The organism is Streptomyces sp. NPDC107581, assembly GCF_055657175.1.
Genome location: NZ_JBVKBH010000001.1, coordinates 75745 through 99532 on the forward strand (window position 1 = coordinate 75745; position 23788 = coordinate 99532).

Sequence of the window (23788 nt, forward strand, 5' to 3'; positions counted from 1 at the left end):
GGCCGGGGGATCACGCCTCGCGCCGGTCGGCGTTCGCGGCGATCGCCTCGGCCAGGTGACCGGCGAGCCCGGGCCGCACGGAGTCGTAGAACGCCTTGAAGCGCTCGTCGGCGACATACATCGCGCCCAGGCAGCGGTGCATGACGTGCGGGCACTCGTAGAACCACTTGCCGATGTGCAGCCGGTGCTCCTCGGCCAGGTCCATGGCCGCCTCTCCGGTGGGCGGCTCCCCGGCGGCCATCACGGCCTTGTAGCGCTCGTTCCAGGCGTTGCTCTCGGCCTGCATGCGCTTCCAGTCGTCCTTGGTGTAGCGGGCGGCGCGGCGCTGCGACTCCGCGTAGGCCTCGGTGCCGCCCCAGCGCTGCTCGGTCTCCTCGGCGTACTCCTCGGGGTCGTTGTCCCCGAAGACCTCGAACCGCTCCTCGGGCGTGAGGTTGATTCCCATCGTGCGTGCCTCCATGGCGTGCTCCACGGCCACGGCCATCTTCTGCAGCTTGTCGATCCGGGCGGTCAGCAGTTCGTGCTGGCGGCGCAGGTGGACGCGCGGGTCCGCCTCCGGGTCGTCGAGCAGGGCCGCGACCTCGTCGAGCGGGAAACCGAGCTCCCGGTAGAACAGGATCTGCTGGAGCCGGTCGAGGTCGGCGTCCCCGTAGCGCCGGTGGCCGGCGTGGGTGCGCTCGCTGGGCACGAGCAGGCCGATCTCGTCGTAGTGGTGCAGGGTGCGCACCGTGACCCCGGCGAACCCCGCGACCTGTCCCACGGAGTAGCTCACTCTTCCGCTCCTTGTGGTCGGTGTGGTCGGTACTTCCTCCACGCTGGGGCCTCACGCCACGTGAGGTGCAAGCCGATTCACTTCGGGATGTTCGACATCTTTTGTCCGCTTATGGTGAGCCCGTGGCCCAGGACAGCGCGCAGCAGGCTCCCAGGACCGGTCCGGCGACCCCGGCCCGGGCCCTGCTGCCGTTCATCCTGCCCGCCGCTCTCGTGGGGGTCGCCTCCAGCCTGCTCTTCGTCGGGGTGAGCACGGCGGCGGAGCAGCTCCAGCACGTGCTGTGGGGGCCGCTGCCGGACGCGCTGGGCGTGGGCCGCTACTCCGTGCTGTGGATGTTCGTGATGCTGATCGCGACGGGTTTCGCGGTCGGGCTGGTGGTGTGGAAGGCACCCGGACATGCCGGGCCCGACCCGGCCACCCTGAGTCTGAACGCGCCCGTCATGGCGCCGTTCGTGCTGCCGGGTCTGGTGCTGGCCACCGGGCTGATGCTGGCCGGCGGCCCGAGCCTCGGCCCGGAGAACCCGATCATCGCCGTGAACATCTCCCTGGCGGCCTGGCTCGGCGGGCGCTTCCTGCCCCGCACGCCCGGCAGCCTGTGGCCGGTGCTGGCCGAGTCGGCGACGCTCGGGGCGCTGTTCGGCACACCGGTGGCGGCGGCGCTGGTCATCTCCGAGGCGATGGCCGGCCGGCCGATGCAGGGGCTGCTGTGGGACAACCTGTTCGCGCCGCTGACCGCCGCCGCGTGCGGGGCGATGACGACCAGCCTGGTGTCCCATCCGACCTTCGACCTGGACCTGCCGCCCCTCGGCCACCCCCACGGGAAGGATCTCCTGGCCGCCCTGACGATCGCCTCGGGGGCCGCGGTGCTCGGCCTGTGCGCCGTGTACGCCTTCCCGTACGTCCACGCGGCTTTCGCGCGGCTGCGGCACCCGATGCTGATGCTTCCGGCCGGCGGGGTCGTCCTGGGGGCCCTGGCGGCCCTGGGCGGCCAGCTGACGCTCTTCAAGGGGCTGTCGGAGGTCGGGGAGCTGGCACGCGATCCGGAGGGCTGGTCGGCGGGACAGTTCGCCACGATGACGGTGGTGAAGCTGGCCGCCCTGGTGGTCGCCGCGTCCTGCGGCTTCCGCGGCGGGCGCATCTTCCCGGCCGTGTTCGTGGGCACTGCCCTGGGTCTGTGCGCCCATGCGCTCGTTCCGGCCGTGCAGCCTGCGCTGGGCGTGGCCACGGGCGTGCTGGGCATGCTCCTGGCCATCACCCGGCAGGGCTGGGTGAGCCTGTTCACCGCCGCCGTCCTGGTCGCCTCGCCCGCCATCCTCGCGCTGCTGTGCATCGCCTCGCTGCCGGCCTGGCTGCTGGTGACGGGGCGCCCGCAGATGCAGCTGCAAAGGGACGGCACCCCGGTCCGCTGACCCTCGCTCCCCCGTCTGGAGGTACATGCGCATGGCTCTGCACAAAGGTCCCGACAAACGCGATGAACGGCCGATGTCGGTCAACCCCTTCTTCGGGGAGGCGAACCCGGTCGTCGAGATGACCGAGGCCCCGCCCACCCACCGGCTCCCGGACGCTCCGCTGCCCCCGACCACGGCGTACCAGCTGGTGCACGACGAGCTGATGCTGGACGGCAACTCCCGGCTGAACCTGGCGACCTTCGTCACCACCTGGATGGAGCCGCAGGCCGGGGTGCTGATGGCGGAGTGCCGCGACAAGAACATGATCGACAAGGACGAGTACCCGCGCACGGCCGAGCTGGAACGGCGCTGTGTGGCGATGCTCGCCGACCTGTGGAACGCGCCGGACCCGTCGGCCGCCGTGGGCTGTTCGACGACGGGGTCCAGCGAGGCGTGCATGCTCGCCGGGATGGCCCTGAAGCGGCGCTGGGCGCAGCGCAACGCCGACCGTTACCCGGGGGCGCGGCCCAATCTGGTCATGGGCGTCAACGTCCAGGTCTGCTGGGAGAAGTTCTGCAACTTCTGGGAGGTGGAGGCCCGGCTGGTGCCCATGGAGGGCGACCGGTACCACCTGGATCCGCAGGCGGCGGCCGAGCTGTGCGACGAGAACACCATCGGGGTCGTCGGCATCCTCGGCTCGACCTTCGACGGGTCCTACGAGCCGGTCGCGCAGCTGTGCGCGGCCCTGGACGCCGTCCAGGAACGCACCGGTCTCGACATCCCCGTGCACGTGGACGGCGCCTCCGGAGGCATGGTGGCGCCCTTCCTGGACGAGGACCTGGTGTGGGACTTCCGGCTGCCGCGCGTGGTCTCGATCAACACCTCGGGACACAAGTACGGCCTGGTCTACCCGGGTGTGGGCTGGGCACTGTGGCGGGACAAGGAGGCGCTGCCCGAGGAGCTGGTCTTCCGGGTCAACTACCTGGGCGGTGACATGCCGACCTTCGCGCTCAACTTCTCCCGCCCGGGCGCCCAAGTGGTCGCGCAGTACTACACGTTCCTGCGGCTGGGCCGCGAGGGCTACCGCGCGGTGCAGCAGTCGACACGGGACGTGGCGACCGCGCTCGCCGAGCGGATCGAGGCGCTCGGCGACTTCCGGCTGCTGACCCAAGGCGACCAGCTGCCGGTCTTCGCCTTCACCACCGCCCCGGACGTGACGTCGTACGACGTCTTCGACATCTCCCGGCGGCTGCGCGAGAGCGGCTGGCTGGTGCCCGCGTACACCTTCCCGCCGAACCGCGAGGACCTGTCCGTGGTGCGGGTGGTCTGCCGCAACGGCTTCTCGCACGACCTGGCCGACCTCTTCGTCGAGGACCTGACCCGGCTGCTGCCCGACCTGCGCCGGCAGCCGCATCCGCTGACCCGGGACAAGCAGGCGGCCACCGGCTTCCATCACTAGGGCCTGCCGGATCCTGCCCGGTCCGCCGGCGGACCTGGGCCGCGCGCTTTCGGCCCAGGTCCGCCGGGCGTTCTCAACCGTCCGGGCGCGCTCAGCGGTCTCCGCCGGGAGGGGATCGGCGGAGCGCCCACCGCGTCAGCGGTCGTCCTGCGGGTGCCGCTCCCCCGTCGCGTACGGGTTCTCCTGGCCCTCCCCGAGGACGCCGACGAACGGTTCGCCCTCGCCGGCGAACGTGTAGGCGCCGGCCTCCAGGCGGGCGATCAGCCCCCGGGTCCAGGCCGCGTCGGAGTCGGCCGTGTGGACCCAGAGGTTCATGATCTCGCCGATGTGGCCGAGCCGTTCGGGGCCGTCCTCGGGGAGGTAGTGCCCGGTGACGGAGGCCCGCCACTCCTCGATCCGCCGGATCCGTTCCCTGAGCAGGTCCAGCGCCTCGGCCCGCTCCAGCTCGACCAGGAAGCCGATGGCCGCCGACTGGATGTCCATCTTCTGGTCGTAGGAGACCAGCGACCGGCGCAGCAGCCGGAAGAACTCCTCCTCGCCCCGGTCCGTGATCTCGTACTCGGTGCGCGGCGGCCCCCCGGCGGTGGACGGCGCGATCTCGTGCGCGTGCAGCAGCTCCTGCTTCTCCATCTGCTTCAGGGCGTGGTAGATGGAGCCCGGCTTGGCGTTGGACCACTCGTGCGCGCCCCAGTACTCCAGGTCGTTGCGCACCTGGTAGCCGTGGGCCCGCCCGTGCTGGCGGACCGCGCCCAGCACGAGAAGACGGATCGCTGACATACGGTCCAGGTTATGGCCGGGCGCCGGCCCGCCCGCTCCAGGGCCACCGGCCCGCAGCGGCGACGACGGCGCGAGCACGCACGGTCGGCCTCCGTCCGCGGCGGAGGGCGACTCAGAAGGGGAACTCGCTGCGCCGGTGCTGCACCGAGATCCACTTCAGCGTGGTGAAGGCGTCCAGGGTGGTCTCGCCGTTCAGCCGGCCGATCCCGGAGTTCTTCTCGCCGCCGAACGGGACCAGCGGCTCGTCGTGGACGGTGCCGTCGTTCACATGGAACATGCCCGTGTCGATCCGCTTGGCGAAGGCCACTCCGCGCTCGACGTCCGCCGTGTGCACGGCGCCGCTGAGGCCGTAGGGGGTGTCGTTGACGATGCGGACCGCGTCCTCCTCGCCGTCGAACGGCACGAGCAGGGCGACCGGGCCGAAGATCTCCTTGTGCAGGAGGGAGGAGCCGGACGGCACGTCGGTGAGGACGGAGGGCTCCACCAGGTTGTCGTTCGTCCCACCCCGGACGAGCACGGTGGCGCCCTCGGCGACCGCCTGGTCGATCGCCGCCGAGATGGCGTTCGCCTGGAGGGAGTTGATGACCGGACCGATCGCCGTCTGCGGGTCCCTCGGGTCGCCCGTCTTCAGCGTCCTGACCTTGGCGACGAACTTCTTGGTGAACTCCTCGGTCACCGACCGGTCCACGAGGACCCGGTTGGCGGCCATGCAGACCTGGCCCTGGTCGACGTAACGGCTGAAGACGGCCGCGTCGACCGCGTAGTCGATGTCGGCGTCGTCCAGGACCACCAGCGCGCTGTTGCCGCCCAGTTCCAGCACCGAGCGCTTGAGCTGCGCGGCGCACACGGTCGCGATGTGCCGGCCGACCTTGTCGGAACCGGTGAAGGAGATGACCTTCGGGACCGGGTGCTCGATGAACGCGTCGCCTATCTCGGCTATGTCGGTCAGTACGACGTTGAGCAGGCCGGGCGCCAGGCCCGCGTCCTCGAAGAGCTTGGCGATCAGCGTGCCGCCGGTGATCGGGGTGTCCTGGTGGGGCTTGAGGACGACGGCGTTGCCCAGGGCGAGGGCGGCGGCGACCGGCTTGATCGACAGAAGGAAAGGGAAGTTGAAGGGGCTGATGACACCGACCACGCCCACCGGGAGCCGGTAGAGGCGGTTCTCCTTGCCGTCGATCGGCGAGGGCAGGAAACGGCCCTCGCAGCGCAGCGCCAACTGGGCCGCCTCGCGCAGGAACTCCTTGGCGAGATGGATCTCGAAGCGGGCCTTCATGAGCGTGCCGCCCAGCTCCGCGATGATCATCTCGGTGATCTCTTGCTCGCGTTCCTCGACCAGGCGCAGGACCCTCTCGAAGAACACACGGCGGGTGTACGGGTTGGTCTCGGCCCAGTCGGGCTGGGCACGGGCGGCCGCTCTGTAGGCGTCATCGACCTCGTCGACGGTGGCTATGGTGATCGAGGCCAGCTTCTCGCCGTCGTACGGGTTGAAGTCGATGATGTCCCAGGAACCGGTCCCCTGGCGCCACTCGCCGTCGATGTACTGCTGGGCCAGGTCGGTGAAGCAGGACGGCATGTGTTCCCTCGATCCCCCGCTGCTGGGTAGCAGCCAGACAGACACCCGGTCGACTACACGGTCTGATCACACGTCATCGTACTTGTGTTTCCCGTGAGTTGTGAGGTCAAGACAGCTGCAGGAGCCCGCGCAGCAGGTCCCGGCTCTCGTCCGGACCGGGGCTGTCCTGCTGGAGCTCCTTGAGCGCCTGCTCGTACTGGGTGACGTCCTCGCGCTTGTCCAGATAGAGCGCGCTGGTCAGCTGCTCCAGGTAGACGACGTCGGACAGGTCCGACTCGGGGAAGCTGAGGATGGTGAAGGCGCCGCTCTCACCGGAGTGCCCGCCGAAGCCGAACGGCATGATCTGCAGGCGCACGTTGGGGCGCTGGGAGACCCCGATCAGATGCTGGAGCTGGCCGCGCATCACGTCACGGTCGCCATAGGGGCGGCGCAGGGCCGCCTCGTCGAGGACGATGTGGAACTCGGGCCCGTTCTCGTCGAGCAGGTGCTTCTGCCGCTCCAGGCGCAGCGCGACCCGTCGCTCCACGTCGGCCGCGCTCGCGCCCTTCATGCCGCGCCGCACCACCGCGCGGGCGTACTCCTCGGTCTGCAGCAGGCCGTGCACGAACTGCACCTCGTACACCCGGATCAGGGAGGCCGCGCCCTCCAGGCCCACATAGGTGGGGAACCAGCTGGGCAGCACGTCGGTGTAACTGTGCCACCAGCCCGCGACGTTCGCCTCCCGGGCCAGGGAGAGCAGCGACTCGCGCTCCGCCTCGTCCGAGATGCCGTACAGCGTCAGCAGGTCCTCCACGTCCCTGGTCTTGAAGCTCACCCGGCCCAGCTCCATCCGGCTGATCTTCGACTCGGAGGCGCGGATCGAGTACCCGGCCGCCTCCCGCGTGATCCCCCGCGTTTCACGCAGTCGCCTGAGTTGCGAGCCGAGCAGCATGCGCCGCACCACCGATCCGGGCTCTCCCGCGCTCACGTTCGCCAGCCTCCCCAACCGTCTTCAGGGGCCGAAGTCTGCCACTAAAACACTTCGAGCAGTACTCGTCCGGTTACGGAAACGGAAAGAGGTCAGCCGTTTTGGGCAGCAAGAGGTCAGGACCTGTGACAGCAACCGCTTCAACTTGGCGGAAAAAATGGCCAAGAAGCGGGGCGGGCAGGTTCAATTCGGTCGCGTGCACGTGCATCTGCCCTTGCATCTGCCCTTCGCATCCGAAAGCATGGTGCCGCGCCACCGCTGCATCGCAACGACCGCGAATTCCCGGGAGTGCCTCGCATGGGAACGAATGGATCGACCATGCTCAAGCCGTTACGGCAGGGCCTTCCGCCGCTGGATCCCGCCGCCGTGTCCGATGCCGCCTCCTGCGCCCTGCCCGCCCGCTACGAAGCCGTGCGCGAGGCGCGGCACTTCACCCGCCACACGCTGGACCGATGGGACGCGAGTGACCGTTTCGACGACATATGTCTCGTCGTCTCCGAACTCGTCACCAACGCCCTGCGGCATGCACTGCCGGCCGACACGGGGTGCGCCGGACATCAGTCCTCGGTGCGGCTGCATCTGATGCGCTGGACCGAGAGACTCGTGTGCGCGGTGCGCGACCCCAGCCACGAGACGCCCGTCCCGCGCGAGTCGGACGACTTCTCGGCCGAGTCGGGCCGCGGCCTGTTCCTGGTCGACTCCTTCGCCGACAGCTGGGGCTGGCACCCGCTCGCGGGCTCCCTCAACGGCAAGGTCGTCTGGGCGCTGTTCCGGCTCCAGCCGGCCGGCTGACCGGGCACCCCACCGACGGACGCCTCGTTTCTACGCGCGTACACCCCGGTCTACGCGCGCCTCTTCCGATCTACGCGCGTACACCGAGGCTCCGCCCGGCCGCCACCGGCCCGCCGCGACAGGTGCGTCGCGCCAGAGCCGGTGAGTCGTTTCAGCCGACCACCAGGTGATCGAACTCGCCGTCCTTGACCCCGAGCAGCATGGCCTCGATCTCCGCGCGCGTGTAGACCAGCGCGGGACCGTCGGGAAAGCGCGAGTTGCGCACGGCCACGTCCCCGCCGGGCAGTCGCGCGAACTCCACGCAGGATCCCTGCGAGTTGCTGTGCCTGCTCTTCTGCCAGGCCACTCCGTCCAGCTGCGTGGCAGCCATGCCGTTGTACACGTCGTACCCCCCGTACACGCCGTCAACGTCGCGGTCCACAGGTCGCTCCCCGGTGGTGCACTGGCTGGTGAGGCCATAGATGCTGTAGTCAACTGACCCGGATCATAACCCCGTTCATGTGCGGATGCATGAGCAGATGCACGTGCACGGGGGGTGTTCCTGCGGTTACCGCTTTGACGTCCGCTTTACCGAAGCCGGTCCAGCGTCTGCCCCAGAGCCGGCAGTACATGCCCCCTCCAGCCCCCGCCCATGATCTTCCGCGCCATCGACTGCGCCGGGTCGTCCGGGTCGAACCCTTCGTGCACTAGGAAGAGACGCGTACCGCGCCCTTCCTGTTCCAGGGTCCAGGTAATGGTCCAGTCCGCGAGATTGGCGGGATCGGCATCCGCCCACCGGAGGGACAGCATCCGCTCGGTGTCGTAGGCGAGAACCTGCACTTCTACGACGCCGGAGAAGCCGGAGTTGGGACGCGGGACCGAGGTCATCCGGTACCGGTGGCCGACCTCCAGCCGGAAGTCCTCGGCGCCGGGCATCTGCCAGCGGGCGAGCAGTCCGGGCTCGGTCAGGGCCCGCCAGACCTTGGCGGGCGGATGGGGGAAGAACTGGTCGACGCGGATCGTGGTGAGGTCGTCGTCGGCGTCGCCGGGCGGTGCGGTGCTCATGGGTGGTCATCGTCGGGCATGCGGTCGAGCAGATCGCCGAGACCCTTCAGCCGGTCCCGCCAGAACCGCTCGTACGGATGGAGCCAGTCCTGGACCTCGGCGAGCGGGGCCGCCTCCAGGCGGTAGATGCGCTGCCGGCCGGAGCGCCGCTCGGAGACGAGGCCGGCCTCCCGGAGCACCTTGAGGTGTTCCGAGAGGCTCGGGCGGCGCATGTCGAAGTGGTCGGCCAGGCCCTGCACGGACTGCGGTCCGCTCTCGCGCAGCAGCCGCAGCACTTCCCTGCGCGTGGCGTTGGCGAGCGCGGCGAAGACGCGGTCCTCGGCGGCGGTACCCGTCCCGTTCATGGAGCGCTCAGAAGCCTTCCTTCTCCGTCAGCAGCATCAGACCGTTGCCGTCGGGGTCCGCGAAGGAGGCCATCCGCCCCCAGGGGAGCTCGTCCGGCCCCTGCACGGGGATCCCGGCCGCGGCGAGCCGGGCGCAGTCCGCGTCGACGTCGGTCGTGACCAACATGATCCCCCGCGCGGAGCCGGGCTCGAAACTCCCCATGCCCGGCCCCGAGAGGGTGAAGACGGTCTGGGCGCCGGCGGGGGCCACCTGGAGCCAGCGGCCCTGGGGCATGTCCCGGTCGGCGGTGACCTCCAGGCCCAGAACCCCGGTGTAGAAGCGCAGCGCGCGGTCCTGGTCGGAGACGGGAAGCGTGACGAATGAGGCGTGCGTGATGGTCATGCCCGCAGAATAGGTAGGCGATCCCCTACGGGTCAACCGTAGGGGATCGCCTACCCATGGCCGCTCACCTGCTCGCGTACGGCAGCAGGGCCATCTCCCGTGCGTTCTTGACCGCCCGCGCCAGCAGCCGCTGCTGCTGCGCGGTGACCCGGGTGACCCGGCGGCTGCGGATCTTGCCGCGGTCGGAAAGGAACGTCCGCAGCAGGCCGGTGTCCTTGTAGTCGACGTAGGTGATCCCGGCCCGGTCCAGCGGGTTGGGGCGGTTCCCGGCGGGCTTGCGGTCGCTCTTGCGGTCGCTCTTGCGAGGCATCAGACCTCCAGCAGGGTGTCGAAGGCGGGCGGCAGCTTCTTCCAGGCGTCGCGCCCGGCCGCGTACTCGGCGTCGGTGAGCAGACAGGACTCCAGGAGATGTTCGAGTCCGGAGCGGTCGAGGCCGGGCGAGGTGAACACGAGGTGGTTGCAGCAGTCGCCGTGTTCGGGGTGCCAGTCCAGCGCGGCGGCGGCCCGGCGCACCGGCGGGACCATCTCCCAGGCCGCGTCGGGCAGCGCGGCGAGCCACGGGCCGGCGCTCTCGACGCACAGCGCACCGCCGGCCGCGTCCCAGTGCAGCAGCACATCGGGCTTGTCGGCGAGCCAGAACCGGCCCCGGCTGCGGGCCGCGCCGCAGGTCAGGTCCTCCAGCGCCGCGTACAGCCGCTCGGGGTGGAAAGGGCGGCGCCGGTTCCAGACCAGGGTGGAGACGCCGTGACCGTCGGCCTCGGCGGGCAGCAGGGCGCAGGCCGGGTGCTGGGCGGCCGCGGCGGCCTCCGCATCGAAGCCCGCCAGGGCCGCCCGGGCCAGCGGGGAGGCCGCTGCGGATGCACGTGCGGACGCGGGTGCGCCCGGTGCGGACGCGGGTGGGCCGGGTGGGGGCGCGGACGCGGGCGCGCCCGCCGGGCCGCCGTGGCCGATCGGAACCCGGCGGGCCGTCGGATGGAGCTGCGCGAGCAGCTCGCGGTCCTCGTCGTCGGCCCGAGGGGAGTCGGCGACGGCGAGGACGGGGGCGTACTCCAGCTGCCGGGCGAAGGTGTCGGCGACGGTGCGCTGATCGGCGGCGGCCGCGGCGAGCCCGGCTTCGGCGAGGTCGTCGCCGTTGGCCAGGTACGGCAGCACCAGTGCCGGGTCCACGGCGGTGATCACGCCGGTGACGGTGAGGCCGCCGGCCGTGATCACCTCGGCCATCGCCCTGGGCTCGACCGAGTCCCACAGCTCGACGATCGCGAGCCGGGTCGTGCCGTCGTCGGCGAGGCGGCGCAGCTCCGGCACCAGGTCCTCGCGCAGGGCGCAGCACGCACAGTCGTTGACCAGGGGCGTCTCGCCGGCGAAGAGGATGCCGGTGCGGTCCCGGACGGTCCGTACCACCGTGCCGGCCATGGCCGTCGCCAGGTCGTGGTGGAGGACGACGCTGCCGGGCACGTCGGCGAGGAGCCGGTCCACGGCCGCCTTGCGGGCCTCGGTGTGCAGCCCGCCGACGACGGCCACGGACAGGCTCACGCCCCGTCTCCCGGACCGGTGCGCACCGCGCTCGCCCCCGTGCCCCGTTTCCCGTACCGGCGCTCGAAGCGCTCCACGCGGCCGGCCGTGTCCAGGACGCGGGCGGTGCCGGTGCAGAAGGGGTGGCTGACGTCGGAGATCTCGACGTCCACGACCGGGTAGGTCCGGCCGTCCTCCCATTCGACGGTCTTCTCGCTCGTCATGGTCGAGCGGGTGAGGAAGGCGTGGTTCGCGGCCCGGTCCCGGAACACGACGGGCCCGTAGCCGGGGTGGATTGCCTTGCGCATGGCGTTGGCTCAGCGCTCCTCTCGGAAGTCGACGTGGCGGCCGGCGACCGGGTCGTACTTGCGCAGGGTCATGCGGTCCGGGTCGTTACGGCGGTTCTTGCGGGTCACGTAGGTGTAGCCGGTCCCGGCGGTGGACCGGAGCCTGGTGACCGGGCGGAGTTCGTTGCGTGCCATGCTGCTATGGTACTGAAAATGAAATCCATTACCAAACACTGTCGAGGAGAGGTACGTCACCCGTGTCCGCCCACTGCATGCTGACCGGCACCCGGCCGGGTTTCGGCAACCGCATCTCCCGCTCCCACCGGCGCACCTCCCGCCGCTTCGACCCGAACATCCAGACCAGGCGTTACTGGCTGCCCGGCGAAGGCCGGCACGTCCGGCTGCGGCTGAGCGCGAGGGCGCTCAGGACCGTGGACACCATCGGCGTCGAGGCGGCCGTGGCCCGGATCCGCGCCAGGGGGGTGAAGGTCTGATGGCGAAGAAGAGCAGGATCGCGAAGAACGAGCGGCGCAAGGAGACCGTCGCCCGCTACGCACAGCGCCGCGCCGGACTGAAGGAGATCATCCGGCGTCCCTCCACGACCGAGGCCGAACGGCTGGACGCTCAGCGGGAGTTGCGCAGGCAGCCGCGGGACGCCTGTGCCGCGCGCGTCCGCAACCGCGACCAGACGGACGGCCGGCCGCGCGGGTATCTGCGTACCTTCGGGCTGTCCCGGGTGAACCTGCGCGAGCAGGCTCACAAGGGATTCCTGCCCGGCGTCCGGAAGTCCTCCTGGTAACGGCTGATAGCTTGCTGCGGTCCCTCCGGCCACGGGCGGCCGGCCACCGAGGCTTGGGAGCTTGACGTGACGACGGCGACGGCAAGGGTGCGGACGGCGGCCGCGGCCGCGGGACTGGCGGGCGCGCTCGCCCTGACCGCGTGCAGCGGGGGCGGCTCCAAGGACGGCTCCCCGTCCGCACCGAGCGCGACCCCGACGTCCGCCGGCAGCGCCACGGGCGCGGTGACGGGCGCCTCGGACACGCTGCAGGGCAGCTGGATCACCACCAGCAAGGGCACGATCGTGGCCCTGGTGATCACCGGGAAGAAGGCCGGGCTCTTCGCGACCGGCGGATCCGTGTGCAGCGGCACCGCGGGCACCGAGGCGGGCATGCAGATGATCCATCTGACCTGCACCGACGGCAGCAAGGACCGGGTCACCGGCATGGTCGACTCGATGAGCAAGGACGGCATGAAGGTCACCTGGTCCGGCAAGCTCGGCGAGGAGACCTACACCAGGGCCGAGGGCGGCAAGCTGCCCTCCGGGCTGCCGACGGCACCCGCCAAGCACTGACGGCGCGCCGGGAGCGGCGCCCTCCCGGCCCGTTTGCGCCCCGTTCCCTCCCCGGCGTCAAACACCGGTCGCTCCTCCCCGGAATCAGGTGAATTCGACCCGGCCGCGTGATCGGGCCCAGGGCATATGGGCCATGATGCGGGAATACCGTCACGACCTCGATGGGACCTGCTCATGCGCGCCATTCCGCTCACCGTCACCGCCCTCGCCGCCGCCCTCCTGCTGACCGCCTGCAACGACGGCGGGGGCGGCAAGAACGGCAAGAGCAGCTCCGCCTGCGAGATCGGCGGAGTGTCGGTGCAGATCGGATCGGCGAGCGTGGCCCCGGCCGCCGGTGACACGGGCGAGGTGCCCGTCAGCATCACCAACCAGAGCACCCCCTGCACCCTGGACCACTTCCCGAACGCCTCGCTGAACGTGGGCGGCGCCGAGGTGGCCGTGCCCGTGCAGCAGGGCGCGAAGGCCCAGAAGCTGAAGCTCGCCAAGGGCGACTCGGCGACCTTCACCATCACCTACGTGCGGGGCAAGGCGGCCGCCGGGTCCGGCCTGGCGGCGAAGACCGTGAAGATCGCCCTGCCCGGCTCCGACTCCGCCCGGAGCTTCCCGTGGTCGTACGGCCCCATCGCCACCAAGGGCGGCCCGAAGACCCCGGACGCTTCCGTCAGCGCCTTCCAGCAGGTCGGCGACTGAGCGTCCTCACGGCAGCCGGGGGCGGGCCCTGACCTGGGCCCGGTCGGCGGCTCGTGCGCCCTCCGTCCAGCCCGCCGCGTCGCTCACGCCGCGCAGCCGGGTCGTGGTGGTCTCGGGGAACATGCGCTCCAGCCGGTCGGTGACGGCCAGGTCCCGGCCGGCGAGGACCGGCAGCAGGTCCTGGGTCACCTGGGTCTCGGCCGCCGCCGCGAGGCGGTCGCCGACGCGGTGGGCGTAGGCCGCGAGGAACGACTGCCGGAAGGTCTTGGTCCGCTTGCGGCCGCCGGCTCTCTGGGCCGCCTCCGCCTTGGTCATCGCGTGCGTGGCCTGCACCAGCAGCGAGGTGTAGAGCAGCTCGACCGCCTCCAGGTCCGCCTCGAAGCCGACGACCGTGGAGAAGGCCACCGGTTCGTTCCACACCGCGCGGCAGTGGTTGGCGGTGGCGACCGCGTCGAGGAGGACCGCCTTGGCCTGCTCGTACGGCGGCTCGACGCCGATGCGGCAGGCACCGGGCGCGTCCGGTGCGGGGGCGGCGGCGGCCAGCAGCGCCTCGTCGACGCTGTGCCGGGCCATCAGCTCCTGCGCCTTGGCGCTCAGCGCCTCCGCCTCCTCCGGATACCCGGTCGCCTCGGCCTTGGCGAGCAGGGCACGGATCCGGGTGAGCATGCGGGAGGCGGCGGGCCCGTGCTCACGGCGGGGCTCCTCGAGGGGCTCCAGGGCGGGCAGCCGCAGCAGCAGGCGGTACAGCCGGAGGACGGCGGTGGCGTACGAGAAGCGGTCGCTCTCGCGTGCGGGGTCCGGCGGCAGGGCCTCCAGCTGCCCGGCCCACCGGTGGCCGCGCGGCCGGTCCCGCCCGGCCTGCGCCCGGATCAGCCCTGCGGCCAGGCGTATGTGGAGATCGTCCAGCTCCCGCCGCACCAGCCGTACGACGTCGGCGGGCTGCCAGCCGCGCTGCCAGGCGGCGGCGACGAACTCCTCGCCCCGCCGTGCGAGTTCGGCGTCCGCGGCGGGGTCGGCGGCGAGCAGGGAGGCGCCCGTGTCGAGTCCGGTGTCGGTGTCGTCGTACAGGGCGGCCCGGAAGGCCCGCTCGACGGTGCTGGCAGTGCTGGTCACACCGTCGATCGTGCCATGCGCCGCCGACAGCGGGCCGGGACTGTCCACACCCTGTGGACAGTCTCAGGCGCGGGCGGCCAGTTCCAGGGCGCGACCCAGGGCGCCGGCGTCCGGACAGGGGACGTCGGGGCGGACGCCGGTGCCCTCCCAGTTGGTGCCGGAGACCGGGTTGACCGCGCGGCCGACCGGGACGGTGGCCTCCAGGTGCGGGTGGACCGCCCAGCCGTCGCGCGGGTGCGCCCCGCCCCGGGTGACCTCCCCCACGATCACGGCGCGGCCCAGTTGCTGGAGGTCGTAGGCGAGTTCCTCGGCGGCGGAGAAGGTACGGCCGCTGGTCAGGACGTACACCGGCTTGGTGCCGCCGAAGCGGGGGCCCGGGACGTGGGGCAGGGTCCAGTACTGCTCGTAGCGGTCGCCCGCCCGCCAGTACTGGGTGTTCAGGTGGGTCCGCTCGTCCACGAGGTGGCTGCACACGAACGCCACCGCGTCCGGGTCGCCGCCGACGCACTCCCGGAGGTCGAGGATCAGCGCGTCCGCGCGGGCGACGAGGGTGAGCGCGGCGGACAGCGGCTCGGCCGACCAGTCGAGCGGGAACAGGAGCGGGCCGAGTTCGAGCAGCGCGGCCCCGCCGTCCAGGAGCTGCACGCGCGGAACTCCGCCGAGGGAGGCGCCGAACTCGCGGCGGCGCACGGCGCGGTCGGCCTCGCCCTCCTCCTGGAGCGGCTCGGGGTGGTACTTCAGGCGCAGGTGGGGATCGCCGTTGGCCGACTGCAGGTCGGCGGTGACCCGGGCGCCGAGTTCCGCCGGGTCGGCGGTGTCGTACGCCCCCTCGGCCAGCCGGTGGCGCAGCAGGGCGGCGAGCCGGTCCGCCACCTCGGGGAAGACGTAGTGCCCGGCGAGCAGCCGCGCGGTCTCCTCCACGACTGCGGGAACGTCGGTGACGGGGAGCGGAGTTGGGGATGTCAGCGTGGTCATGACGGGAGTACAGCAGCGGACTTGCAAAAGCGTCAAGAGAATTGGACGCTTACCGTATGACCCGACAGGACCCGCCCGGCTCCGGCGACGACGGCGTACTGGACATCTCGACCCCCGAGCAGTTCGCCGCGCTCGCGCACCCCCTGCGACAGCGACTGCTCTTCGCGCTGACCCACGAGAGCGCCACGATCAGCCGGCTGGCCGCGCGGCTCAGGGTCGCCAAGGGCAGCGTGGCGCACCATCTGAAGGTGCTGCACGCCGCGGAACTCGTGCACATCACGGAGACCCGGCAGGTGCGGGGCGGCACCGAGCACCACTACCGGCGGACCGGCCGGCGCCTGCGGGTCGCCGAGCCGCAGCCGGCCGGCACGGCGGCTCTGCTGGGCGCGGTCGCCCAGGAGCTGGAGCGCTCCCCCGAGGACCACCTGCTCGGCCTGCGCCACCTGCGACTGACCCCGGAGCGGGCCCGGCAGCTGCAGGACACGCTGGCGGAGCTGCTCGACGGGACGGAGGAGGACGGCCCGGACCAGGCGGTGCACGGCGTACTGGTGGTGATGTACGAGCACGGGCAGCCGTAGCCGCGCGGGGGTCGGCCGGCGAACGAACCGGTCAGAGGGACCACACTGTCAACCACCGGTTGACAGTGTCGGGGTGACAACCTACGGTTGACACATGGCGAGCAATCCGCACATCACGGCATCCGTGCGCCTCGACGACCTCATCGAGGCCATCAAGAAGGTTCACCCCGAACCCCTCGACCAGCTCCAGGACGCGGTCATCGCCGCCGATCACCTCGGTGACGTGGCCGACCACCTGATCGGTCACTTCGTCGACCAGGCCCGCCGCTCGGGGGCGTCCTGGACCGACATCGGCAAGAGCATGGGCGTGACCCGGCAGGCGGCGCAGAAGCGGTTCGTGCCGAAGGAGTCGGCCGATTCCGACCTCAGCCAGGGCTTCAGCCGCTACACCCCGCGCGCGCGGAACGTGGTCATGGCCGCCCACAGCGAGGCGGTGGCGGCGCGCAACCCCGAGGGCCGCCCCGCACACCTGGTCCTGGGCCTGCTGGCCGAGCCCGAGGGCCTGGCGGCGAAGACGATCACCGCGCAGGGCGTCGAGCCGGACGCCGTACGCCGGGCCGCGACCGCCGCGCTCCCACCCGCCGCGGAGAAGGTTCCCGACCTCATCCCCTACGGCCCGGAGGCCAAGAAGGTCCTGGAACTCACCTTCCGCGAGGCGCTCCGGCTCGGCCACAACTACATCGGCACCGAGCACCTCCTGCTGGCCCTTCTGGAGCACGAGAACGGCGAGGGCGTGCTCAGCGGGCTCGGAATCGACAAGGCCGCGACCGAGCAGTACCTGGGCAGGACACTGGCGCCACTGCTGGACAAGGAGGGGAAGGAAACCACACAGGAAGACTGAAAGCGCAGGTCACGGCCATTGTCAGAGCCGCCTGCCACACTCACGGACATGACCGACCGGTGGGCACTCGCACCGGCCGAGGACGGTGGCGTGGACGTCGCCCCCCTCGGCCAGGACGGGCTGCCCGCCGGTCCGGTCCGGCGGGAGAGCGATCTCGCCGGGGCGGTGCGGAGCCGCTCGGAGGTGACGCGCTGGGTGTGGCGGTCGACCGCCGACGTCTACCCGCGTCTGCTCGCCACGGGGGTGCGAGTGGAGCGGTGCTACGACATCGAGGACGCCGAGACACTCCTGCTGGGCCACGAGGGCCGGCACGGCGAGCCGCACTCGGCCGCCGCCGCCCTGGCCCGCCTCCGCGGCGGCCCCGTACCGCCCGACCCGCCCCAGCGCTCGGCCGAACCGGGCGCCCAGCCCCTGCTGTTCGAGCCGGCCGGCACCCGCATGCCCCTCACCGACCTGCTCGCGGTCTACGCCGAGCAGCAGCGGCGGCACGGGAAGACCACCCATCCCGACCGGATGCGGCTGCTGACCGCCTCCGAGTCGGCGGGAATGCTGGTGGCCGCCGAGATGAACCGGGCCGGCCTGCCCTGGAGCACCGAGGTCCACCGCGAGCTGCTGCACGACCTGCTCGGCGAGCGGTACGCGGGCGGCGGCGAGCCGCGCCGCCTGGCCGAGCTGGCCGACGCGGTGTCCGCGGCCTTCGGCCGCCGGGTGCGGCCCGACCTGCCCGCCGACGTGATCAAGGCCTTCGCCCAGGCCGGGATCAAGGTGAAGTCCACCCGCCGCTGGGAGATCCGGTCCGTCGACCACCCGGCCGTCGAGCCGCTCCTGGAGTACAAGAAGCTGTACCGCATCTGGGTCGCACACGGCTGGTCCTGGCTGCAGGACTGGGTGCGCGACGGGCGCTTCCGGCCGGAGTTCCTCGCCGGCGGCACCGTCACCGGACGCTGGGTGACCAACGGCGGGGGCGCGCTGCAGATCCCCAAGGTGATCCGGCGGGCCGTGGTCGCCGATCCCGGCTGGCGGCTGGTCGTGGCCGACGCCGACCAGATGGAGCCGCGCGTGCTCGCCGCGATCTCCCGCGACCCCGGCCTCATGGAGGTAGCCGGCCGCGCGAGCGACCTCTACCAGTCCGTCTCCGACCGCGCCTTCTCCGGCGACCGGGAACAGGCCAAGCTCGCCGTGCTCGGCGCGGTCTACGGCCAGACCTCCGGCGACGGCCTGAAGAACCTCGCCGCGCTGCGCCGCCGCTTCCCCACGGCGGTGGCCTATGTGGACGAGGCCGCGCGAGCCGGCGAGGAGGGCCGGCTCGTGCGCACCTGGCTGGGCCGCACCTGCCCGCCCGCCGCCCGGACGAGCGAGGACGCGGCGGAGGAGGCGGGCATCCCGGTCGGCGAGGACGGCTCCGACGGCCAGTCCTGGGTCCCCGGCCACGCCTCCGCCGACTCCCGCGCGCGCGGCCGCTTCGCACGGAACTTCGTCGTACAGGGCAGCGCCGCCGACTGGGCCCTGCTGCTGCTCGCCGCGCTGCGCCGGGCCTGCGCGGGCCTCGCGGCCGAGCTGGTCTTCTTCCAGCACGACGAGGTGATCGTGCACTGCCCCGCCGAGGAGACCGACACGGTCGTCCGGGCCATCCGGGACGCCGCCGACCTCGCCGGACGGCTGACCTTCGGCGACACCCCGGTGCGCTTCCCGTTCACGACGGCGGTGGTGGAGTGCTATGCCGACGCCAAGTGAGCGCCTCTTACGGCGCCGGGCTGTCGGCCAGCAGCTCGCGCAGCTCCTCCAGCACCGTCTGCTCGTCCGTGCCGTCCAACGCCGCAAGGGCCGCGCGCCAGGTGTCGTGCGCCTCCGACCGCCGCCCCTGCTCGCGCAGCAGCAGGCCGTGCTGGTGGCGGGCGAGGCCGCCGATGTAGCGGTCGGCCCGGGCGTCGGCCCGGTGCAGCAGCTCGGCGCACTCGTGGGCGGCCCGGTCGGACTCGCCCAGCCGGCGCAGCGCGCGGACCAGACCGAGCCGGGTCTGCGACTCGCCGTGCCAGTCGCCGTGGCCGCCGAGGATACGCAGGCTCTCCTCGAAGTGGCGGGCCGCGGCGGCCGGTTCGCCGAGGGTGAGCTGGGCGTAGCCGATGTTGCAGTGTGCCGAGTGCTGGACGATGACCGCGCCGATCGCGTCCCCGATCGCCAGCGAGCGCCGGTGCTGCTCGATGGCGGCCCGCGGATCGCTGTTCTCGTAGAGGTTGCCGAGATGGCTGTGGGTGACGGCCTCGCCGTAGGGGTCGTTCAGCTGCCGGGAGTAGCCGAGGCTCTGCCGCAGCGCCTCCCCGGACTCCACGAACCGTCCGAGCCCCTCCAGCAGCAGCCCGCGGTTGTTCAGGCTGCGCCGGATCCAGGAGACCCTGCCGAGCCGCCGCCAGATCACGAGGGCCTGGTCGGTGAGGGCGAGGGCGTCGTTCTGCCGGCCGGTCAGGAAGTGCAGGCCCGCGAGGTCGCCCAGGGCGTACGCCTCCGCCGGCGCGTCCCCGAGCCGCCGCGCCGTACCGAGTGCGGCCCGCCCCAGCACCTCCATCTCGGCGACCCGGCCGCTGCGCTGCACATAGGGGAACAACAGCCTGACGAGCACGGAGAGATGAGCGGCGCGCTGCCCGTCGGCCGTGTCCGCGTTGCGTTCCACCAGCGCGACGATGTTCTCCAGCTCCACATCGCCCCAGGCGAAGGCCATGTCGGCGGACTCGAAGGGCATCAGGCCCGCCACGTCCGCCGCGTGCTGCGGCGGCTGGAGGGCCGTGGGCCGCCGCCGGTCGTCCTGGTCCAGCCCGGGCTCCACGATGGCCATGAGGGAGAGCTCGGCGACGGCGGCGTACCAGCGCAGGGCGGTGAGGTCGGTGTCACCGGGCGGCTCGGGGCTCTTGCCGGCCAGTTCGCGGGCGAAGTCGCGCACCAGGCCGTGCGGGGCGTAGCGGCCGTACGCCGTCTCGTCCAGCAGGGCCACGTCGACCAGCCGGTCCAGGGCGGCCTCGGCACGGCGCTCGTCGATGCCGGTGAGGCGGGCGACCAGCGGGGCACCGTAGGCCGAGAGGTCGAGGGCACCGATGTGGCGCAGGACGAGCGCCGCGTCCCGGTCGGCCTCACGGTCGGCGGCGGCGAGCGCGTCGTGGGCAACGGCCAGGGAGCGGCGGACGCTCAGGTCGTCGTACTCCAGATGGTGCAACCGCCCCTCGGTGGCGGCCAGTTGACCGGCCAGCACCTCCGGAGTCAGGGCCCGGCGGGCGGCCAGCCGGGCGGCGACGACCCGCAGCGCGAGCGGGAGCCTGCCGGTCAGCTCGACCAGGGCGTGCCCGGCGTCGAGCCCCTCGCGTCCGCTCACCGCGCGGAGCAGTGCCGCGCTGTCCTCCGCGCTGAGCGGGCCGAGCGGGAAGCGCCGGGCGCCGTCCAGGGCGGTCAGCGGCGAGCGGCTGGTGACGATCACCGCGCAGCCGGGGCCGGCCGGCAGCAGGGGGCGCACCTGGGCCGCGCTCGCCGCGTCGTCCAGCACCAGGAGGATGCGCGCCGGGGCGAGGAGGGAGCGGAGCAGGGCGGCGGCCGCGTCCGGGTGTTCGGGGATGTTGCGGGGCTCGGCGCCGAGGTCGCGCAGGAGTGCGGTGAGGGCCTGCGCGGTGGTGAGCGGGGGCATGCCGGGGGTGGCGCCGTGCAGGTTGATGTACAGCTGGCCGTCGGGGAAGTGTTCCCGCAGGGCGTGGGAGACGTGCAGGGCGAGGGCGCTCTTGCCCACACCGGCCATGCCGCTGATGACGGCGAGGCGGCTGCGCCGGGTGGCGAGGGTGTCCTGCAGCTCGCGCAGCTCGGCGGCCCGGCCGGCGAAGATGACGGGGGCGGGGGGAAGTTGTGCCGGTGCCGGTGGGCGCGGGGTGTGGGGCGGGGCGTGGGGCGGAGTGTGGGGCGGCACCCGGCCGTCGACCGGGCCCGTTTTCCCGCCCACAGCACCTGTGCGGGCTTCGCCGTGGGGGGCGGGTGGTCCCTGCGGGGCGGATGCGGCGTCGGCGGGTGTGGGGGCGGGGGCGCTGTGGGGGGCTGATTCGCCGTCGAAGGATGCGGGGCCCCTGCGGAGAGGCGATGCGCCATCGACCAGTGGCGGTGTGCCGTGGAGGAGCGGCTCGGCGTGGGTGGGGGTCTGGGCGTTACCGAAGGCCGGCCCGGCGTCGGCCGCAGTCGGGGCATTGCCGAAAACCGGCCCGGCGTCGCCAGGGGGCCGGGGGGCCGGGGAGAGCGGCTTGCCGTCGGCTCGTGCGGGTGTACGGGAGGGCAGAGGCGTGGCGCCGGTGGTCGGGTTTCCGCGCGGTGCGGGTGAGAAGGCGCGCAGCACCTCCATATGGGCCTCGCGGACCGCATGGCCGGGCTCGATGCCGAGTTCCTCGATCAGGCGGGCGCGCAGATCACGGTGGACGGCCAGGGCCTCCGCCTGGCGGCCGGTGCGGTGCAGGGCGAGCATCAACTGGCGGTGGTACGCCTCGCGCAGCGGATGCTCGGCGACCAGCGCCGCGAGTTCCGGGACGAGCCCGGCCACCCGGGCGCCCCCGAGGGCGAGTTCGGCGTCGTACCGCCACTCCAGCAGGAACAGCCGCGCCTCCTCCAGTCGCTGCACGAAGGCGTAGCCGCCGAGATCGGCGGGGAGTCCGCTGAGCGGTGTGCCGCGCCAGAGCGCGAGCCCGGACGTACAGGCGCGTACGACGGCCGCCCAGTCCCCCCGGGCGTGCGCCGTGCGCGCCTCGGCGACCCGGGCGTCGAACACGTGCACGTCCAACTCACCGTCGTCGACGCGCAGCAGATAGCCGGGCGGTACGGCCCTGAGCCGTTCGGGGTCGTCCAGGAGCCGGCGCAGCCGGGTGACGTGGTTGTGCAGCGAGGCCTGTGCCGAGACGGGGGGCGCGCCGCCCCACAGGGCGTCCTTCAGCGACTCCACCGACACCACCCGGCCGGCCTCCAGCAGCAGCGCGGCGAGCAGAGCACGCACCTTGGGGCTGCCGATGGAGTGGATCAGTTGGTCGGGGGCAGCCCCGTACTCCGGAAATCCGCTGTCCGGAGCGCCCGGGGAGGCGTCGTACGAAATATCGCACGGCTGTCGGTCGTAGAAGACAGGCGGCCCCAGGAGTCCGAAACGCAGCTTGCACCGCCGCATCACGTCGCTCCACTGCCTTCCCGCGGTCCTGTCCGACCGTGCTGTGCGGCGAGCACGCGCCCACCGCTCCCTGGCGGAATTCCGCCCCGTCCACAACGAATTCCCGCCACCTCACGCCTGCCGGTCGGGGCCGGAATCCGTTAGGGTTCCGGCTTGCTGCCGCCGCCTTGAGAAGACTTCCGGCCAACCGGTTCGCGGCCCAGGAAGGAACCGTTGGCCACATGTTAGCGATCTGTTGGTGAGCCCTGATGTGATCATTCCATCGGATCCGGCTCCACGGCGCGCGCGTCATGTCGCGTAACTCGGGGGAGTGTCGCCGCAGGCCTGGTCCGGGGACGTCAGAGGACCCCGGTCGGCGGAGGTGAACGACCGGGGTCCTGTCCCGCCCCCGCGCACCCTGCCTGGTGTTCTCACGGATCCCCCGTGCCCACAACGCCTCTCGCGCGCCCTCGCACCCGACCGTGCCCTCCGGCCTCTCGCGCCTGGTCCACGCCCTCGCGCCTGGCACGGCCCCTGTCCCGGACGGCCGACTCCTTGGATGACCCACGCTTGGGACGACTGGCGCCTCGGACGACTCACGCTTTGGACGACCGGCGCTTCAGACCGCCCGCGCCTTGGACGACCTGCGCCTCAGACGACCCACGCTCTGGACGACCGGCACCCCGGACGACCCGCGCCCCAGACGACCGGCACCCCCGGACGACCCGCGCCTTGGCTGATCGGCATCTCGACTGATCGACATCTCGGATGATGGGCATCTCGGACGACTCGCGTCTTGACTGATCGGCATCTCGGATGACCCGCCTCTCAGATGACCGGCGGGCGCCCCAGCCGGGTGAGCCGCCACACCGTCCGCCAGCGCATGGGCCGGCGCTCGCCGGCCGGTTCCCGCAGCCCTTCCACGAACCCGCCGAACCAGGCCCGCAGCCCGGCGACGGACCGGGTACGGGCCAGGGTGAGCAGCGTCCACACCCCCAGGTGCACCGGAATGAGCGGCAGGGGCAGCCGGCGCCGGACGAGCCAGACCCGGTTGCGGGCGTTGACGCGGTAGTAGATGGCGTGCCGGGCCGGCGAGGTCTTGGGGTGCTGGAGGAGCAGCTCGGGGACGTAGCGGATCCTCCAGCCGGCGTCGGCGGCCCGCCAGGCCAGGTCGGTCTCCTCGTGTGCGAAGAAGAACTCGGCGGGCCAGTCGCCGGTCTGGGCCAGCATCTCCATGCGCAGGGCGTGCCCGCCGCCGAGGAATCCGGTGACGTCGCCGCCGCGCATCGGATCGGACTTGCCCACCCGTGGCACGTGCCGCTGCTGGGTCTCACCGTGCTCGTCGGCGATGCGGAAGCCGACGATGCCGAGGCGAGGATCGGCCGCGTACAGCTCGCGCACCCGGCGCAGCACGTCCGCGTCCACGAGCAGCCCGTCGTCGTCCAGCTCCACGACGACGTCGATGTCGCCGTATTCACGCAGCCGGTCGAGGGCGACGTTCCGCCCGCCCGGGCAGCCGAGGTTCTCCTCGACGTCGATGGTGGTGACCTGGCCCGGCAGGGCCAGCCGTTCGGCGAACTCGGGGAGCCGGCAGCCGTTGCCGACGATCACGACACGGGCGGGCTCGATGTCCTGCTTGGCCACGGACTCCAGCAGGGCGTCGACTTCGGCGGGCCGGTTGCCCATCGTCACCACGGCGACCGCGATCCTCGGCTCCACCACGTCCCTCACCCCATCCGGCCGACGACAGCGCCGACGTCCTGACCACGCGGCGCTCGCTGTTCACCAAGATGT

The 23788-nt window shown here is 72.2% G+C and carries 26 protein-coding genes; 10 read left to right on the plus strand and 16 right to left on the minus strand.

All coding sequences use genetic code 11. The features are described 5' to 3' along the window. Window positions 1–10: 10 nt before the first annotated feature. A complete protein-coding gene (locus tag ACZ7P3_RS00350) occupies window positions 11–772 on the minus strand; it encodes a MerR family transcriptional regulator (protein ID WP_472078125.1) in 762 nt (253 codons plus the stop codon). A 122-nt stretch (window positions 773–894) separates the two neighbouring features. Between ACZ7P3_RS00350 and ACZ7P3_RS00355 the strand changes: the two genes are divergently transcribed. Together ACZ7P3_RS00355 and ACZ7P3_RS00360 are read left to right on the plus strand one after the other, a co-directional pair. Then, window positions 895–2181, plus strand: coding sequence for an ion channel protein (locus ACZ7P3_RS00355; protein WP_472078126.1), 1287 nt, complete (start codon window positions 895–897; stop codon window positions 2179–2181). 31 nt (window positions 2182–2212) lie between these two features. Next, window positions 2213–3619, plus strand: coding sequence for a glutamate decarboxylase (locus tag ACZ7P3_RS00360; protein ID WP_472078127.1), 1407 nt, complete (start codon window positions 2213–2215; stop codon window positions 3617–3619). A gap of 135 nt (window positions 3620–3754) precedes the next feature. Here ACZ7P3_RS00360 and ACZ7P3_RS00365 read toward each other — a convergent pair whose 3' ends face one another. The 3 genes from ACZ7P3_RS00365 to ACZ7P3_RS00375 all read right to left on the minus strand — a co-directional run bounded on the left by ACZ7P3_RS00365 (window position 3755) and on the right by ACZ7P3_RS00375 (window position 6900). Beyond that, on the minus strand, window positions 3755–4396 hold the full coding sequence (locus ACZ7P3_RS00365) for a PadR family transcriptional regulator (protein WP_472078128.1): 642 nt from the start codon (window positions 4394–4396) through the stop codon (window positions 3755–3757). Window positions 4397–4508: 112 nt separating this feature from the next. Beyond that, entirely contained in the window at window positions 4509–5969 is a 1461-nt protein-coding gene (locus ACZ7P3_RS00370) for an aldehyde dehydrogenase family protein (RefSeq protein WP_472078129.1), read from the minus strand. A gap of 106 nt (window positions 5970–6075) precedes the next feature. After that, window positions 6076–6900, minus strand: coding sequence for a helix-turn-helix domain-containing protein (locus tag ACZ7P3_RS00375; RefSeq protein WP_472078785.1), 825 nt, complete (start codon window positions 6898–6900; stop codon window positions 6076–6078). A 354-nt stretch (window positions 6901–7254) separates the two neighbouring features. On the opposite strand from ACZ7P3_RS00375, the gene ACZ7P3_RS00380 reads away from it, so the two are divergent. Continuing rightward, entirely contained in the window at window positions 7255–7728 is a 474-nt protein-coding gene (locus ACZ7P3_RS00380; RefSeq protein WP_472078130.1) for an ATP-binding protein, read from the plus strand. A gap of 151 nt (window positions 7729–7879) precedes the next feature. On the opposite strand, the gene ACZ7P3_RS00385 is transcribed toward ACZ7P3_RS00380, so the two are convergent. From ACZ7P3_RS00385 to rpmG, 8 genes are all read right to left on the minus strand, one after another. Continuing rightward, window positions 7880–8149: a DUF397 domain-containing protein gene (locus ACZ7P3_RS00385; protein ID WP_472078131.1), complete on the minus strand. Its 270-nt coding sequence runs from the start codon at window positions 8147–8149 to the stop codon at window positions 7880–7882. A 146-nt stretch (window positions 8150–8295) separates the two neighbouring features. After that, window positions 8296–8772, minus strand: a complete 477-nt coding sequence (locus tag ACZ7P3_RS00390; RefSeq protein ID WP_472078132.1) for an SRPBCC family protein — start codon at window positions 8770–8772, stop codon at window positions 8296–8298. Beyond that, entirely contained in the window at window positions 8769–9116 is a 348-nt protein-coding gene (locus ACZ7P3_RS00395; protein ID WP_472078133.1) for an ArsR/SmtB family transcription factor, read from the minus strand. Before ACZ7P3_RS00395 ends, ACZ7P3_RS00390 begins: the two co-directional genes overlap by 4 nt. A gap of 7 nt (window positions 9117–9123) precedes the next feature. Then, window positions 9124–9498 carry a VOC family protein gene (locus tag ACZ7P3_RS00400; protein WP_472078134.1) on the minus strand — a complete coding sequence of 125 codons (375 nt, stop codon included), beginning with the start codon at window positions 9496–9498 and terminating at the stop codon, window positions 9124–9126. A 64-nt stretch (window positions 9499–9562) separates the two neighbouring features. Continuing rightward, window positions 9563–9808 carry a 30S ribosomal protein S18 gene (gene rpsR, locus ACZ7P3_RS00405; protein WP_472078135.1) on the minus strand — a complete coding sequence of 82 codons (246 nt, stop codon included), beginning with the start codon at window positions 9806–9808 and terminating at the stop codon, window positions 9563–9565. Further along, window positions 9808–11031: a GTP-binding protein gene (locus tag ACZ7P3_RS00410; RefSeq protein WP_472078136.1), complete on the minus strand. Its 1224-nt coding sequence runs from the start codon at window positions 11029–11031 to the stop codon at window positions 9808–9810. Before ACZ7P3_RS00410 ends, rpsR begins: the two co-directional genes overlap by 1 nt. Next, a complete protein-coding gene (locus ACZ7P3_RS00415) occupies window positions 11028–11318 on the minus strand; it encodes a type B 50S ribosomal protein L31 (RefSeq protein ID WP_472078137.1) in 291 nt (96 codons plus the stop codon). The genes ACZ7P3_RS00410 and ACZ7P3_RS00415 overlap by 4 nt, the downstream gene beginning before the upstream one ends. A gap of 9 nt (window positions 11319–11327) precedes the next feature. After that, on the minus strand, window positions 11328–11492 hold the full coding sequence (gene rpmG, locus ACZ7P3_RS00420; protein WP_472078138.1) for a 50S ribosomal protein L33: 165 nt from the start codon (window positions 11490–11492) through the stop codon (window positions 11328–11330). A 62-nt stretch (window positions 11493–11554) separates the two neighbouring features. On the opposite strand from rpmG, the gene rpmB reads away from it, so the two are divergent. The 4 genes from rpmB (at window position 11555) to ACZ7P3_RS00440 (ending at window position 13338) form a co-directional block, all read left to right on the plus strand. Next, window positions 11555–11791 (plus strand): 50S ribosomal protein L28, encoded by a 237-nt coding sequence (gene rpmB, locus ACZ7P3_RS00425; protein ID WP_472078139.1) that lies wholly within the window; start codon window positions 11555–11557, stop codon window positions 11789–11791. Then, complete coding sequence (gene rpsN / locus ACZ7P3_RS00430) at window positions 11791–12096, plus strand: 30S ribosomal protein S14 (protein WP_472078140.1); 306 nt, start codon at window positions 11791–11793, stop codon at window positions 12094–12096. The genes rpmB and rpsN overlap by 1 nt, the downstream gene beginning before the upstream one ends. Before the next feature lie 66 nt (window positions 12097–12162). Then, window positions 12163–12648 carry a hypothetical protein gene (locus ACZ7P3_RS00435; protein ID WP_472078141.1) on the plus strand — a complete coding sequence of 162 codons (486 nt, stop codon included), beginning with the start codon at window positions 12163–12165 and terminating at the stop codon, window positions 12646–12648. Window positions 12649–12822: 174 nt separating this feature from the next. Beyond that, window positions 12823–13338: a DUF4232 domain-containing protein gene (locus ACZ7P3_RS00440; RefSeq protein ID WP_472078142.1), complete on the plus strand. Its 516-nt coding sequence runs from the start codon at window positions 12823–12825 to the stop codon at window positions 13336–13338. A gap of 6 nt (window positions 13339–13344) precedes the next feature. Here ACZ7P3_RS00440 and ACZ7P3_RS00445 read toward each other — a convergent pair whose 3' ends face one another. Beyond that, window positions 13345–14451 (minus strand): DUF2786 domain-containing protein, encoded by a 1107-nt coding sequence (locus tag ACZ7P3_RS00445; protein ID WP_472078143.1) that lies wholly within the window; start codon window positions 14449–14451, stop codon window positions 13345–13347. 63 nt (window positions 14452–14514) lie between these two features. Beyond that, the gene (locus ACZ7P3_RS00450; protein WP_472078144.1) at window positions 14515–15426 is read right to left on the minus strand and encodes a S41 family peptidase; all 912 of its coding nucleotides are present in this window, start codon (window positions 15424–15426) and stop codon (window positions 14515–14517) included. Window positions 15427–15482: 56 nt separating this feature from the next. On the opposite strand from ACZ7P3_RS00450, the gene ACZ7P3_RS00455 reads away from it, so the two are divergent. The 3 genes from ACZ7P3_RS00455 to ACZ7P3_RS00465 all read left to right on the plus strand — a co-directional run bounded on the left by ACZ7P3_RS00455 (window position 15483) and on the right by ACZ7P3_RS00465 (window position 18579). Further along, window positions 15483–16004 carry an ArsR/SmtB family transcription factor gene (locus tag ACZ7P3_RS00455; RefSeq protein ID WP_472078145.1) on the plus strand — a complete coding sequence of 174 codons (522 nt, stop codon included), beginning with the start codon at window positions 15483–15485 and terminating at the stop codon, window positions 16002–16004. Between the two features lie 94 nt (window positions 16005–16098). Continuing rightward, window positions 16099–16845, plus strand: a complete 747-nt coding sequence (locus ACZ7P3_RS00460; RefSeq protein WP_472078146.1) for a Clp protease N-terminal domain-containing protein — start codon at window positions 16099–16101, stop codon at window positions 16843–16845. Between the two features lie 48 nt (window positions 16846–16893). Next, on the plus strand, window positions 16894–18579 hold the full coding sequence (locus ACZ7P3_RS00465; RefSeq protein WP_472078147.1) for a bifunctional 3'-5' exonuclease/DNA polymerase: 1686 nt from the start codon (window positions 16894–16896) through the stop codon (window positions 18577–18579). Window positions 18580–18586: 7 nt separating this feature from the next. Here ACZ7P3_RS00465 and ACZ7P3_RS00470 read toward each other — a convergent pair whose 3' ends face one another. Both ACZ7P3_RS00470 and ACZ7P3_RS00475 read right to left on the minus strand, forming a co-directional pair. Beyond that, window positions 18587–22015 (minus strand): AfsR/SARP family transcriptional regulator, encoded by a 3429-nt coding sequence (locus ACZ7P3_RS00470; protein WP_472078148.1) that lies wholly within the window; start codon window positions 22013–22015, stop codon window positions 18587–18589. An 807-nt stretch (window positions 22016–22822) separates the two neighbouring features. Next, the gene (locus ACZ7P3_RS00475) at window positions 22823–23716 is read right to left on the minus strand and encodes a glycosyltransferase family 2 protein (RefSeq protein ID WP_472078149.1); all 894 of its coding nucleotides are present in this window, start codon (window positions 23714–23716) and stop codon (window positions 22823–22825) included. Window positions 23717–23788 lie beyond the last annotated feature (72 nt).

Bases quoted from the DNA above. Each gene is read 5' to 3' on its own strand.
- ACZ7P3_RS00360 (WP_472078127.1), top strand. From the start codon at position 2,213: ATGGCTCTGCACAAAGGTCCCGACAAACGCGATGAACGGCCGATGTCG.
- ACZ7P3_RS00365 (WP_472078128.1), bottom strand. From the start codon at position 4,396: ATGTCAGCGATCCGTCTTCTCGTGCTGGGCGCGGTCCGCCAGCACGGG.
- ACZ7P3_RS00370 (WP_472078129.1), bottom strand. From the start codon at position 5,969: ATGCCGTCCTGCTTCACCGACCTGGCCCAGCAGTACATCGACGGCGAG.
- ACZ7P3_RS00375 (WP_472078785.1), bottom strand. From the start codon at position 6,900: ATGCTGCTCGGCTCGCAACTCAGGCGACTGCGTGAAACGCGGGGGATC.
- ACZ7P3_RS00380 (WP_472078130.1), top strand. From the start codon at position 7,255: ATGCTCAAGCCGTTACGGCAGGGCCTTCCGCCGCTGGATCCCGCCGCC.
- ACZ7P3_RS00390 (WP_472078132.1), bottom strand. From the start codon at position 8,772: ATGAGCACCGCACCGCCCGGCGACGCCGACGACGACCTCACCACGATC.
- ACZ7P3_RS00395 (WP_472078133.1), bottom strand. From the start codon at position 9,116: ATGAACGGGACGGGTACCGCCGCCGAGGACCGCGTCTTCGCCGCGCTC.
- ACZ7P3_RS00400 (WP_472078134.1), bottom strand. From the start codon at position 9,498: ATGACCATCACGCACGCCTCATTCGTCACGCTTCCCGTCTCCGACCAG.
- rpsR (WP_472078135.1), bottom strand. From the start codon at position 9,808: ATGCCTCGCAAGAGCGACCGCAAGAGCGACCGCAAGCCCGCCGGGAAC.
- ACZ7P3_RS00415 (WP_472078137.1), bottom strand. From the start codon at position 11,318: ATGCGCAAGGCAATCCACCCCGGCTACGGGCCCGTCGTGTTCCGGGAC.
- rpmG (WP_472078138.1), bottom strand. From the start codon at position 11,492: ATGGCACGCAACGAACTCCGCCCGGTCACCAGGCTCCGGTCCACCGCC.
- rpsN (WP_472078140.1), top strand. From the start codon at position 11,791: ATGGCGAAGAAGAGCAGGATCGCGAAGAACGAGCGGCGCAAGGAGACC.
- ACZ7P3_RS00440 (WP_472078142.1), top strand. From the start codon at position 12,823: ATGCGCGCCATTCCGCTCACCGTCACCGCCCTCGCCGCCGCCCTCCTG.
- ACZ7P3_RS00450 (WP_472078144.1), bottom strand. From the start codon at position 15,426: ATGACCACGCTGACATCCCCAACTCCGCTCCCCGTCACCGACGTTCCC.
- ACZ7P3_RS00455 (WP_472078145.1), top strand. From the start codon at position 15,483: ATGACCCGACAGGACCCGCCCGGCTCCGGCGACGACGGCGTACTGGAC.
- ACZ7P3_RS00460 (WP_472078146.1), top strand. From the start codon at position 16,099: ATGGCGAGCAATCCGCACATCACGGCATCCGTGCGCCTCGACGACCTC.
- ACZ7P3_RS00465 (WP_472078147.1), top strand. From the start codon at position 16,894: ATGACCGACCGGTGGGCACTCGCACCGGCCGAGGACGGTGGCGTGGAC.
- ACZ7P3_RS00470 (WP_472078148.1), bottom strand. From the start codon at position 22,015: ATGCGGCGGTGCAAGCTGCGTTTCGGACTCCTGGGGCCGCCTGTCTTC.